Here is a 13,535-nt window from a genome sequence, read left to right on the forward strand (position 1 = left end):
ACCTGTTCCGCTGAATTCGTCATCAAAAGCGGTGAAATACTGGCGCAGTCACTGAAATTCCGATACAAGACAAGACAGCTTCGACGTAAATGGCAGGAAGACCCTGATTCTGACGTCTCTATGGCTTTGACATGATGTCGCCCGGTCAGAGGCTAAGTCGGGCACGCGTTACCAACAATTTGGGGGGAGTTATGAGAACTTCAAACATCGTCGCTGGCATGCAAGGTTTGATAGTAACGACCGCGTTTCTTGCCGTCGCTGCACCAGCGCAAAATGTGCTTATTGAGGAAATCATTGTTACTGCTCAGAAACGGGAGCAGAACATCCAGGATGTTCCGGTCGCCGTTACGGCCTACAGCGGGCGGATGCTGGAAGAGGCCGGCATCAAAGATGTACGCGAACTTGCAGCGATCGCACCGGCACTAACGTCCAGCCAGAGCCAGACTTCAACAACGTCCAGTTTTTCGATTCGCGGCATCGGCACCAGCGCGCAGAACTTTGGTTTGGAATCATCGGTTGGTCTGTATATCGATGGTGCCTACCGGGCGCGGCAGAGTTCGATTATTAACAATCTGGTCGACATCGCAGCCGTCGAAGTACTGCGAGGGCCGCAAGGCACACTGTTCGGCAAGAACACGCCATCCGGTGCAATCAACATGACTACCGTAAAGGCAGGCCACGAGCGCAATGCGTTTCTGGAAGTCACCGCCGGTGATTTCGGCCTGTTGAACTTTGCCGGTGCAACCAACCTGTCATTGATCGAAGACGTACTAGCTGTACGCGCAACAGTCTTTACCGGCAGTCGCGATGGTTACGTGAGCGATTTGAACCTTGGCAGTGACACGATTAACGATCGAAATCGTGCCGGCGGTCGCCTGCAGTTGATGTTCACGCCGAATGACAAATTCGATGTTCGGGTTATCGGCGACTACGGTGAGATCAACGAAACCTGCTGCGCAACATTAACGCGGCAGGACAATATCGTCGCATTTGGCCGGGACGATGGCATGGGTGGTCCGGTCTACGGCACCGACGCATTGTTGCTGCAATTGGGCGGAACCGTCATCACCGGCGATCGCTTTGAAGACCGTGTCACCGCATTGAATCGTCTGCCGCACTCGTCGAACAATGACGCCGGTTTGTCAGTGGAGCTGAATTACCGGTTCGACAACGTGTCGTTCAAATCGATATCTGCTTATCGAGAGTTCAAGAGTTACGACAGAATCGACGCCGATTTCAGCAATGTTGATCTGTTAACGGATACCAATACTGCTGATCAGAATTCGTTTTCACAGGAGTTCCAGCTCAACGGAGTTATCGGTGAAAAGACCACCTACGTTGCTGGTGTTTACTATTTTCAGCAGGATCTGAACAGCGTTTCCAGACTGAGCATGGGCGATGCCACGTCTCCATTCCTGTCGGCCGATCCAACGCTGGCATTGGCAATTGGCGGCATCAATATGTTCTCACCGCCGTTTCCGCCGGTCGCTGAGGCGTTTCCGGCGAGCGCATATGCCAATGACGATATGCGTCAGGAACACGAGAGTTACGCGGTATTCGCCCAAGCGGATTTCGAGCTGAATGATTCGTGGGTGCTGACCGCCGGTCTGCGATATACCGACGAAGAAAAGAAAATGGTCGGTCGGTTCAGCAACGGGCCGATGGGCCCGCCGCCCGATATCACCGAGATCGGCACCGTGCTGACTCTCGTTCAGATGGGTTTACTTGACCCGTTTGATCCCGCCAATACACCGCGATTAATGGCGGCCTTCAGCCCGACGTGGGTGCCAGGATGGGGCTTGTACACGCAGCCAGCCTTGGCGCCACAAGCTGATCTGAACGAGACACTCGCAGACGATCAGGTGACAGGCACTATCAAACTGTCATGGTTCGCCAGCGACAACACGATGTTTTATGCATCGTATGGCACGGGCTTCAAGTCGGGTGGTACCAATACTGATCGTATCAACCCGGTATTCGCCCAGACATTTGGGCCGGAGACTTCTACCGCCGTTGAGCTGGGTGTGAAAGCGGATTTCCCGGCGCAGAACGTGCGCTTGAATGTAGCTCTGCACAATACGCAAGTCGAAGACCTGCAGACCAATGCCTTCAGTGGCAGCGGCTTCAACTTGCAGAACGCGGGTAACGCCGATACCTATGGTGCTGAAGTTGAGCTGTGGTGGAATCCGACCGACAGCTTCCAGGTGCAAGCCAATTACGTACATTCCATTGCAGACTTTGAGGACTTTCAGAACGGTACTTGCTGGATAGCGACACCGTTCCATACTGGCACTCCGGACCCAGGCTACGACTCAAGCGCTGGACCATTCAGTCCGACATCCAGTGTTTGTGACCGCTCAGGTGGGCGTATTCCGAGCAATCCCGAAAACAGTTTCTACCTTGCTTTGAACAAGAGTTTTGATGTGGGTAGTTCAACGTCGCTCTACGTGCGTGGTGAGTATTCGTATATTTCCGATACGATGACAGACGGTAACAACGAGCCGATGAAGCTTCGACCGTCGTTCGATAACCTGAATCTCAGGTTAGGATTGGTCTTCGACAGTATTAATTCGGAATTGTCTGTTTGGGGACGCAACATAACTGACGAGAGCTTCTACGAGACGGTATTCGACGTTCCCGTGCAAAATGGCAAGCTCAATGCCTACCCCCATGAGCCGCGAACCTGGGGTATGACCTTCCGTAAGAACTTCGAATAGAGCCCAAGCAAGGCGGGTTTCCGGTTCCACGATTGTGGAGCCTGGAAACCTGCCGGTCTCTCGTCATGCATCTCGTGCCGCGGACAGTTCAGGGTGCTCTGTCCAGACTGTCGCCGTTCTGGCCGGTATTTTTCCGCACATAGTCCTGTCAGGGGCAATTGAGCAAGGGCCCCGGGGCTTGATGTGCGTTTTTTTTCATTTCTGTGCACTGGTTGTTGGCAAGCCCAATTGGACATAAGTAGGGTTGGCAGCTGGAAGAGTGAAGATTATCGGCCTATTGGGCCAGGGAAACGTGAAGTGCATCGGATTAGAGCGGCGTTCGCCAATGGGGTGGCGCTTTTGTCAGTGTTGGCGGCTAGTGGCGCCGCGGCACAATCAATTGAAGAAATCATCGTTACAGCGACTCGTCGTCAGGCGGATATTCAGGACGTACCGATTTCCGTTTCGGCCTATACGGGTAATTTCCTCGCTGATTCCGGCATCGATACGCTGCAGGACCTTGCGGCCTATGCGCCGAACCTGACTTTCACAACAGGATCGCAGCCAACCAATGCCCGTATCGCGATCCGGGGCATAGGCTCGGTCAGTAACAACGCCATCGAACCCGCCGTTGGCGTGTTCATCGATGGTGTTTACGTTCCACGATCGGGCGCTGTCCTTGGTAATTTGCTGGATATGCAGGTTGTGGAAGTGCTGCGTGGCCCGCAAGGAACCTTGTTTGGCCGAAATACGGCGGCCGGTGCGCTAAACATGCGGAGTAACGATCCCAGTACTGCGTTCGAAGGTTACTTGCTCGCTGGATTGGGCAACTATCAGGCTTCGTCGTTGGAAGCATTGGTCAGTGGGCCATTGTCTGACTCAGTCGCGGGCCGATTTGTTGCACGACGGAGCGAGCACGAGGGAATCGCCTTCAACCAGTTTGACGATCGGCAGGTTGGCGAGCGTGAAGATTTGGGTGCGCGCGGCAAATTGCTTTTCGACATTAGTGATCGTCTCGACGTCAAATGGACTGTCGATTACAACGAGATTAAGTCCGGTGGCAGCATTCTAGAACTGGACCCAACAACAACCAACCCTCGCTTCGAAGGAGCGCAGGTTAATTTGTTCGGGGCTTCCGCACTGACTGCCGATGGGCGTGATCATATTATCAACCAGGATCATCGGGATCGCTTTGACGACGAGCAATGGGGCAGCAGTATTGATCTCAACTATCAGGTTGGTGAGTTCACTGTCCGTTCTATCACCGCATTGCGCGACTGGCAAGCGGACACTTACGAGAGTGTGTTTCGATTGCCGGCCGACATTCTGCCGCGATCAACGAGCTATGAGACGAGAACCGTTTCGCAGGAACTGCAGCTTCTTTCGCCGGCGGGACGGTTCGCTGAATACATCGTGGGGATTTTCCTTTACGACGAAGATTACTCGATCAGTCAGGCGTTCGACGCCGGCGCCGATGCCTGTTCACCGTTAGTCTTCGCCGCGGCAGGGGCGGCTGCCGCAGCGGCGTGTGCCAATGCGAGCCAGAGTCCTGCGGTTGCGTCGGAGTTTTCACAATCGTTACAAAGTGTCGCGACGTTCGCGCAAACTACGCTGCACTTTTCTGATTTTTTCGCCCTGACCGCGGGAGCCCGCTATACGTCTGACGACAAGGACGGCTCATTCGATCAGGTGCTGCCAAATCCCATCCTGGGATCGTTGTTTCGCGTGCCAGAGAGCGAGCCCAACCTGCGATCAAATGACGCTGCATGGACATGGCTCTTAACCGCTACTTTGCATCCCGCCGATAATGTCATGGTGTTCGCAACAGGATCCACGGGTTTTAAGGGAGGCGGTTTCAATTCGGAAGGCGCGTTGCTTGCGCTGGGTTCGGATGCGCGAACGTTTGAGTCTGAAGAGTCGCGCAATGTTGAGCTGGGCTTCAAGAGTACCGGATATGATCGACGTCTGATCGCAAATGTCACGCTGTACCATACTCAGGTGAAACGTTTTCAGGACCGTTCATTTGACGGCACGAGTTTCATTACCAGGAATGCGGGCTCGCGGACGCAGTCAGGCTTTGAGTCTGACCTGACCTTGCGACCAGTGGATCAGTTGACCGTGCTGTTCGGTCTCAGCTACCTCGATGCAAAGTTCGATAGTTTTGTTGCCGCTTCGCCCTTGCCTGGAAGCACAGTTGCACAGGATCTCAGCGGCGAACGCCCGCATGCAGCGCCCAAGTGGCAAGGATCGCTGGTCGCCGATTGGCGCGGCACACTGGCGACGAGTGATTTCGAGTGGTTCACACGGGGCGGTTTGCAGTACGTGGGTGAGCAGAACGTTGGCGGCAATACGAACCTCAATCCACAGACCATGGAAGACGGCTACTTACTTGCGGATCTTCGACTGGGATTCGGCAATGATCGATGGCAGGTGTCTGCCTATGTCCGCAATCTGGGCGATGAAAGGTATTGTCAGTCGAAGTTCGATCAGCCGCTCGGTGGCGCATTCGGCGCGGTTGATACTGTTGCCAATACAACCGCCCAACGCTGCGTGCTGAGTAGCCCGCGCACCTTCGGTTTGAGCTTTCGTTATGAACTCTAGGCCGAGGATGAGACTTATGACGATTCGTCGCCTGAGCGCAAACAGACGGCCGAGTGCGCGGCCAGTCGCCATTCGGCAGTAGCCGTTTCGTTCACGTCGGCTGTTGAGTAGCAGATCCGCCAGTCTCGATCGGACCCCAGCGTACGCAACGAAACCGTTACGGCATTGCTGCCCGCATTCAGTAACAAAGCCTGTAGCCGGAGTGCAGGCGATTCGTCGCTCATTAATAAGACCAGAGTCTGGCAGTGGTGCCAGTCCTTATCGTCAAGTGGCCGACCGTCCGCGGTCAGCCAGCTGATATCCGCAAAGCCGTGGACGCCCGTCTCACCGTGCCGGTACGCATCCTGTTTGAGCGTTGCCGACGACGTGCGCAATGCGATCAGCGCACGGACGTCATCCAGCAGCGAATGCTCGTTGTCAGTCCATGACAGCCAGCCGGTTTCGTTGTCCTGTGCGTAGGCGTTGTTATTGCCGTGCTGAGTATTGCCGAGTTCGTCACCCGCCAGGAGCATCGGCGTTCCGGGTGCGAGCAACAGAGTGGTCAGCATATTGAGCCGTTGTTTGCGGCGCATTTCGTTAATAGCCGGGTCGTCGGTCGGACCTTCGGTACCATAGTTCGCGCTGTAGTTATGGCGGTGCCCATCGCGGTTATTTTCACCATTCGCTTTATTGTGACGATGCTTGTAGCTCACCGTATCCAGTAACGTGAATCCATCATGGCTACTAAGAAAATTGACGCTTGCTGCTGGCCCCCGACCGCTGTGTTCGAAAATATCCGACGACCCATGCAGGCGGCGAGCAAACTCGCCGGCAAGCTTTGCATCACCGCGCCACCATTGGCGGGTTACGTCCCGGTAGCGGTCATTCCATTCCGACCAGGTAGATGGGAACTGGCCGAGCTGGTAACCACCTGGCCCCGGGTCCCATGGTTCTGCGAATAATTTGCAGTGGCTTAGCAGAGGGTCATTACTGATACGGGCCAGCAATGGGTGGGCGGGGTTAAACCCGTCCGCATGGCGAGCCAATACCGTAGCGAGATCAAAGCGAAAGCCGTCAACGCCCATTTCACCTGCCCAATAACGCAGGCTGTCCACAATCAGATCCTGCACGACGTGGGAGTCAGCGTTGATCGTATTGCCGCAACCGGTATCGTTGATGTAGTGCAGGGCAGTGTCCGGTGCCAGGCGGTAATACGCTTCGTTGTCGAGACCGCGAAAAGACAGGCTTGGTCCGAACTGGTCTCCTTCAGCCGTATGGTTGTACACGACGTCCAGTACGACCTCCAGGCCGGCATCGTGTATGGCATTGACCATTTCGACGAACTCGCCGCGTGGGTTGTCACTGGCATAGCGCGTCGCCGGCGTGAAAAAGTTTAGCGTGTTGTAGCCCCAGTAATTGCGCCGTCCCTGTTCGCTCAAAAACTGTTCATCGATGAAGTACTGCACCGGCATCAGTTCAACCGAACTGATGCCCAGGGCGCGTAGATAATTGAGAACATCTGCATTGCACAGCCCGCGCATGCGACCGCGGTCTGCTTCTGCGACTGCCGGGTGGCGCATCGTGTAGCCACGCAGGTTCAGTTCATACAGTACGGTATCGCGCCATGCGGTTTGTGGGCCACGAGATGCCGGTGCACAGGCGGCTGTGACTACCGACAAACCTACGTAGTCGCTGTTGTTCAGGCGGCTTGCTTGTCCCTCGGTCAGGTCGCTGCCGACAACATAGTCGAACAAGGAGTCGTGCCAGCGAAAATCGCCGTCGATTTGCCGGCAATAGGGGTCCAGCAACAACTTGTGCGGGTTGCAGCGCAGACCTTCAGCGGGTGCATAAGGCCCGTGTACCCGATAGCCGTAGCGTTGGCCCGCTGAGCAGCCCGGCAAGAACCCGTGCCATACCGAGTCGCTCTGGTGTGGCAGGTCATGTTGCCCGATTTGACGACCACCAGCGTCGAAGAGACATAGCTCAACACGTTCCGCCACTGCCGAATAGACCGCAAAATAGACGCCACCGTCGGCGACCGTGGCTCCCAGCGGCGGCGTCGAACCTGTGTTCATCACGGCGTCAGCGGGGTTACTGCATTCAGCCGCCAGATATCGTCGTTGTAATTACTGATCGTACGATCAGTAGAGAATGTGCCGGACGCAGCGGTGTTGCGGATACTCATTGCTGTCCAGATGTCACGCTGGCTGTACGCTGTAGCGACTTTTTCCTGTGCATCGATGAAGCTGCGGAAGTCCGCCGCTGTCATCCAGGGATCGTGCGGGTTTCTGATCGCGTGCAAGATGCTGTCGAAAACACCGGGCTCGAATCGGTTGAAATGGCCACTTTCGAGTAATGCTACAACCCGTGAGAAGTCCGGGTCGGAATCGATGATCGCCTGCGGGTCATAAGTAGCGCGTTGTTCTTCAATCTGGTCGACAGTGAGACCGAACAGAAAAAAGTTTTCATCGCCCACCGCTTCGCGGATCTCGACATTGGCGCCATCCAGCGTACCGATCGTAATGGCACCGTTCATCATGAACTTCATGTTGCCCGTGCCTGATGCCTCTTTACCTGCCGTTGAAATTTGTTCGGAGAGGTCCGCTGCAGTGCAAATGACTTCCATGGCCGAGACATTGTAGTCGGGTATGAAAACCAGACGTAATTTATCCTGCAAACGGCGGTCGGTATTGATCACCTGGGCCACGTTGTTGATCGCCTTGATGATGTTTTTAGCCATGGCATAGCCGGGTGCCGCTTTGCCGCCAATGATAATAGCGCGCGGCAGTTGCGCATCCTGGTGCCCACGTTGGTTCCGGTCGTACAAGTACACGGCGTGCAGGAGGTTCAGTAATTGCCGCTTGTACTCGTGAATGCGTTTGACCTGCACATCAAACAGCATAGTCGGGGCTATTGTCAGGCCGGTACGAGCCTCAACCAGTTTGGCAAGGCGCTGCTTGTTCTCGGCACGTACATTGCGCCAGCGCTGCTGAAAATCGGGATCGTCTGCGACCTTCGCCAGCCTCGCAAGTTGCGGCAGATCCGTCGTCCACTCAGTGCCGATCTGCGAGCTGATCAGCTCCGACAGACCAGGGTTGCAAGCGGCGAGCCAGCGCCTCGGCGTGACCCCGTTAGTCTTGTTGTTGAAACGCTCAGGCCACAGTTCGGCGAAATCGCGGAAGAGCCCCTTTTGCAGCAGGTGTGAATGCAACTGCGCGACGCCGTTGATCGAGAAACTGCCGACGATGGACAGGTAGGCCATGCGCACCATCTTGTGCGGCCCCGGCGAGATCAGCGACATGCGTTCGATACGCGCGTTGTCGCCAGGCCATTGGGCGCTGATATCCTGGATGAAACGGGCGTTAATTTCGTAGATGATATCGAGTAGCCGCGGCAATAAGGATTCAAACATTGCGACGGGCCACTGCTCGAGGGCTTCGGGCAACAAGGTGTGATTCGTGTACGCCATGGTCTGTGACGTGATGTCCCATGCTTCATTCCAGCTCAGGTAGCAATGGTCCATCAGGAGGCGCATCAGTTCCGGTACGGCGAGTGCCGGATGCGTGTCATTGAGTTGGAAACAGAGTTTCTCGGCGAAGCCGGAGTAATCGTCACCGTGACGGTGTCGCCAGTCGCGCATAACGTCTTGCAGGCTCGCGGAAACCAGGAAGTACTGCTGGCGTAGGCGAAGTTCCTGCCCGGATTCCGTGGCAGCGTTCGGGTACAACACCATGGTGATGTTTTCAGCTTCATTCTTTGCGGCAACGGCATCGGCATAATCGCCCGCATTGAACTCGTCGAGATCGAACTCATCTGTTGCTCCTGCTGACCATAGCCGGAGCGTGTTGACTACCTCATTGCGATAGCCCGGGATGGGGACGTCGTACGGAATGGCCAGTACATCGTGCGTGTTGACCCAGCGGCATCGTTGTTTACCCTCGTGATCGGCATACGTTTCACTATGGCCACCAAAGCGTACGGTTTGCGAGAGTTCGATTCTTTCGATCTCCCAGGGGAATTCGACGCGCAGCCATGGATCAGGCTCTTCGATCTGGTAACCGTTCTCAATGCGTTGGTGAAACATGCCGTACTGGTAGCGAATTCCGTAGCCGATGACCGGTAGTCGCAGCGTCGCGCAACTATCAAGAAAACACGCCGCCAGTCGCCCGAGCCCGCCATTGCCAAGTCCAGCATCGTGTTCGCGTTCGGCCACGTCTTCCAGGCTGAGTCCCAATCGGTTCAGGGCTTCAACGGCCGGTCCTTTCAGGCCGAGGCTGATCAACGAATTACCGAGCAAACGACCCATCAGGAATTCCAGCGACATGTAACAGGTACGCCGCATGTCCTCGCGCTCGACCGCGATGTTGGTCTGGTTCCAACGTTCCATCAGCCGGTCCCGGACGGCGTAGGTCAATGCCTGATAGACGTAAGGCTGTTGTTTGCTAATCGTGCGACGGCCGAGTGTCCGACCGAAGTAATGAGTCAGGTCCCTTAACAGGGCATCTGCGGACATGTCGAGTGCCGGTGCGTGCAATAATTCGATGTGATCGGCGCTAAGGCCTGTTTCTGATTCCGGCGTGTTCATTTGGGAAAGGTCCTTCATTGGGTCCTGCTGATGAAAAGTGTAGCGAGAGGTGGTAATACCAGTCGTAGCGAGTGGGTCTGGCCCTGAGCGGCATCGTCGTTGGCCGTCATAGTGCCGTCATTGCTGACGCCACTGCCGCCGTACGTTGCGGCATCCGTATTCAGGATCTCGACGTAACGGCCGGTTCCGGGCACGCCCAGATGGTAATCATGACGTACTACGGGCGTAAAGTTACTGACGCAGATCACAACGTTCCCCTGCAGGTCGCGTCGCAGCCAGGCGATAATGCTGTGGTCGCGGTCCATGCCGTCGAGCCATTCGAAGCCTTGCTGCTCGAAATCAATCTGGTGCAAGGCGGGAACTGTTCGGTAGATGCGGTTGAGGTCGCGCACCAGGCTTTGCATTCCGCGGTGCGGTGCGTGCTCCAGCAGGTGCCAGTCCAGTGACTGATCGTGATTCCACTCGGCTGACTGGGCGAACTCGTTGCCCATGAACAGCAGCTTCTTGCCAGGGTGTCCGTACATGAAACCGTAGTAAGCGCGCAGGTTCGCGAAACGCTGAAACTCATCGCCGGGCATTCGGCCAAGCAGGGAGCGCTTGCCATGGACGACTTCGTCGTGCGAAAGCGGCAGCAGGAAATTCTCGCTGAATGCGTAGACGAGTCCGAAAGTCAGTTTGTCATGGTGATAGCGTCGATGAATCGGATCTTCCTGAACATAGCGCAACGTATCGTTCATCCAGCCCATGTTCCATTTGTAGGTGAACCCCAGTCCGCCGCTGAATACAGGTCGGGATACGCCGGGCCAGGAGGTGGATTCTTCGGCCAGCGAAATTGCACCGTGCGCGTGTATAACTTCGTTGAAACGCTTCAGGAAATCGACGGCTTCCAGGTTTTCATTGCCACCGTGTTTGTTCGGCAGCCACTCACCGGGTTCGCGCGAGTAATCGAGGTACAGCATTGATGCGACAGCATCCACCCGCAAACCGTCGACATGCATTTCGTCTATCCAGTACAGGGCGCTGCCTATCAGGTAATTGACGACTTCGCGACGGCCGAAATTGAAGATCAACGTACCCCAGTCGGCATGCTCGCCCTTGCGCGGGTCGGCGTGTTCGTAAAGTGCGGTGCCGTCAAAACGTGCCAGCCCGTGTTCGTCGCGCGGGAAATGCGCAGGCACCCAGTCAACAATGACACCGATTCCCGCCTGGTGACAGCGATCAACGAAATACCGGAAATCGTCCGGCGTACCGAAACGGTATGTCGGTGCGTACAGACCGATGGGCTGGTAACCCCACGAGCCGTCAAATGGATGTTCGCTGATCGGCAACAGTTCGATATGAGTAAAGCCCATGTCGAGCACGTAGCCGATCAGTTCGTCAGCGAGTTCGTGCCACTGCAAATAGCGGTTGCCTTCGTCGGCTCGTCGTCGCCACGAGCCCGGATGTACTTCGTAAATAGATAACGGTTCGTCCAGCTCCGGCCCGGTGTGTCGTGTGCGTTGCCATTCGTCGTCTTGCCAATGGTAGTCACTGGTGTAAACCACTGCTGCATTGCCCGGCGGTGGCTCCGAACAATTGGCCAGCGGATCGCTCTTCAATGGCAATAGTTTGCCGTCACGATCCACCAGTTCGAATTTGTATAAATCGCCGTGGCCGACGCCCGGAATGAAAATTTCCCATAAGCCGTTGCCGGGATGAAAGCGCATCGGATGCCGTCGGCCATCCCAGTCATTGAAGCTGCCGACCACGCTGACGCGCGATGCGTTAGGCGCCCAAACAGCGAAGCGGGTGCCCGTCGTGCCGGCAACGGTGACGGCGCGCGCACCCAGGGTACGGTTTATTTCCAGATGGGTACCTTCACCCAGCAGGTGCAGGTCCAGTTCGCCGAGCGTCGATGGAAAGGCGTACGGGTCTTCCATGATGTACTGCTGGCCCGAGCCGAGAGTGATGCGCAATCGGTAACGGCGCAGGCGCGGAGGGAAACGGGCTTCGAACAAACCGGCAGGGTGCAATCGCTGCATCGACGCCAGAACAGTGCCGTTACGATCAAGCAGTTCGATCGAACTGGCCTGTGGTTGAAACGTGCGGACCACTCGGCCATCGGCGACGTTGTGCACGCCGAGTACCGAGAACGGATCGCCGTGCCGGCCTTCGATGATTGCCAGCATTTCTTTATTCAAGGCCGTTTCCGCAAGCACAAGTTGTCCATTGGGCATTGTCCAGGCAAGCCTGCGCAGGCGTTACCCTAGACGTGATTGCCGATTCGCGCCGCGAGACGAATTGCGTCACGAGCGGCTCGTACGGTGAAGAGCGAGCATGCGAAATCAAGAACCCGTACCTAACGTGTGAAGTGCAGGTGCTGACCGAGCATGTCGGGCGTCACCAGTGTGATGCCGCTTTTTGTAACCCGGAAACCGCGGGCACGGTCAGCGTCGGCGTCGATACCAATTTCGGTGCCTTCCGCGATGACGGCACCGCGATCGATTATCGCGCGCCGGATCCGGCAGTGCCGGCCGATTTCAGCATCCGGCAAGATTACGGAGTCATCAATCTGACTGTAGGAACGCACGCGGACGTTCGAGAACAGCACCGAGCGGCTGACTCGCGCGCCTGAGACGACGCAGCCAGCAGATACCATGGACTGGATAGCACGGCCGCGCCGATCCGGTTCATCAAAAACAAACTTGGCTGGCGGCAGCTGTTCCTGAGCCGACAGTATGGGCCAGCGATCATCATACAGATTGAGTTGTGGTGTCACGGAGATGAGTTCCATGTTGGCATCCCAGAACGCATCGAGCGTGCCGACATCCCGCCAGTACGCTTGTTGCGAGGTTTCCGGGTCGCGGAACGGGTAGGCCTGTACATGGTACTTGTTGATGATGGACGGAATGATGTCGCGCCCAAAGTCGTGGCTGGTGCCCGGCGTGTCAGCGTCCTTGATGACCTGCTCATAGAGGAAGTCAGTGTTGAAGACGTAGTTGCCCATCGAGGCGAGGCAGAGTTCTGTCTGGCCCGGGATTGGCGTTGGGTTCTCCGGCTTTTCATCGAACGCGATTACCCGGCCATCGTCGTCTACAGTCATAACCCCGAGCGCACCGGCGGCTTCAGCGATCGGTACCTCGATACAGCACACCGTCATGTCCGCCCCTTTTTCGGAGTGCGCAGCAAGCAGCGGGCCGTAGTCCATTTTGTACACGTGATCGCCTGCCAGTATCAGCACCATGCCGGGCTTATGCGTCCGGATAATGTCGAGATTTTGGTAGACGGCATCGGCCGTACCTCGATACCACTCGCCACCGATGCGTTGCGAAGCGGGCAGAATCTCGACGAACTCGCGACCGCTCGGCCGCAAGGCGGTCCAGCCATGCACAAGGTGGCGAATCAGTGAATGCGCCTTGTACTGGGTCAGTACGCCGATGCGGCGAATGCCGGAGTTGACGCAGTTGGACAGGGGGAAATCTATAATCCGTAGTTTCCCACCAAAATACAGTGACGGCTTGGCTCGCCAGGCAGTCAACTCGTAGAGTCGGGAACCTTGCCCGCCAGCCAGTATCAACGCGAGAGTGTCGCGAGTCAGGCGGCTGACGTAGCGCGCGTCGTCCAGTTGCTCCGGTGCATCCATCCCTTGCATCCCCATTCAATGTCGTCTCGTTCAGTGTAGCGCAAAACTTTGT

At 56.3% G+C, this 13,535-nt stretch carries 6 protein-coding genes; 2 read left to right on the forward strand and 4 right to left on the reverse strand.

Annotated features, from left to right (window positions below):
* Nucleotides 1-191: 191 nt before the first annotated feature.
* Together AC0L8N_RS15510 and AC0L8N_RS15515 are read left to right on the forward strand one after the other, a co-directional pair.
* Nucleotides 192-2,717, forward strand: a complete 2,526-nt coding sequence (locus AC0L8N_RS15510; RefSeq protein WP_473668796.1) for a TonB-dependent receptor — start codon at nucleotides 192-194, stop codon at nucleotides 2,715-2,717.
* Nucleotides 2,718-3,014: 297 nt separating this feature from the next.
* Entirely contained in the window at nucleotides 3,015-5,297 is a 2,283-nt protein-coding gene (locus AC0L8N_RS15515) for a TonB-dependent receptor (protein WP_473668798.1), read from the forward strand.
* Nucleotides 5,298-5,311: 14 nt separating this feature from the next.
* Here AC0L8N_RS15515 and glgX read toward each other — a convergent pair whose 3' ends face one another.
* From glgX to glgC, 4 genes are all read right to left on the reverse strand, one after another.
* Nucleotides 5,312-7,351, reverse strand: a complete 2,040-nt coding sequence (gene glgX, locus AC0L8N_RS15520; RefSeq protein ID WP_473668800.1) for a glycogen debranching protein GlgX — start codon at nucleotides 7,349-7,351, stop codon at nucleotides 5,312-5,314.
* Nucleotides 7,351-9,861, reverse strand: a complete 2,511-nt coding sequence (locus tag AC0L8N_RS15525; protein WP_473670187.1) for a glycogen/starch/alpha-glucan phosphorylase — start codon at nucleotides 9,859-9,861, stop codon at nucleotides 7,351-7,353. The genes glgX and AC0L8N_RS15525 overlap by 1 nt, the downstream gene beginning before the upstream one ends.
* A gap of 14 nt (nucleotides 9,862-9,875) precedes the next feature.
* A complete protein-coding gene (gene glgB / locus AC0L8N_RS15530; RefSeq protein ID WP_473668802.1) occupies nucleotides 9,876-12,077 on the reverse strand; it encodes a 1,4-alpha-glucan branching protein GlgB in 2,202 nt (733 codons plus the stop codon).
* A 122-nt stretch (nucleotides 12,078-12,199) separates the two neighbouring features.
* Entirely contained in the window at nucleotides 12,200-13,465 is a 1,266-nt protein-coding gene (gene glgC, locus AC0L8N_RS15535; RefSeq protein ID WP_473670189.1) for a glucose-1-phosphate adenylyltransferase, read from the reverse strand.
* Between the last annotated feature and the right edge of the window lie 70 nt (nucleotides 13,466-13,535).

This window comes from Woeseia sp. D3-10, assembly GCF_055809415.1.

Coding starts and splice junctions, on each gene's coding strand:
- AC0L8N_RS15510 (WP_473668796.1), top strand. CDS start 192: ATGAGAACTTCAAACATCGTCGCTGGCATGCAAGGTTTGATAGTAACG.
- AC0L8N_RS15525 (WP_473670187.1), bottom strand. CDS start 9,861: ATGAACACGCCGGAATCAGAAACAGGCCTTAGCGCCGATCACATCGAA.
- glgB (WP_473668802.1), bottom strand. CDS start 12,077: ATGCCCAATGGACAACTTGTGCTTGCGGAAACGGCCTTGAATAAAGAA.
- glgX (WP_473668800.1), bottom strand. CDS start 7,351: ATGAACACAGGTTCGACGCCGCCGCTGGGAGCCACGGTCGCCGACGGT.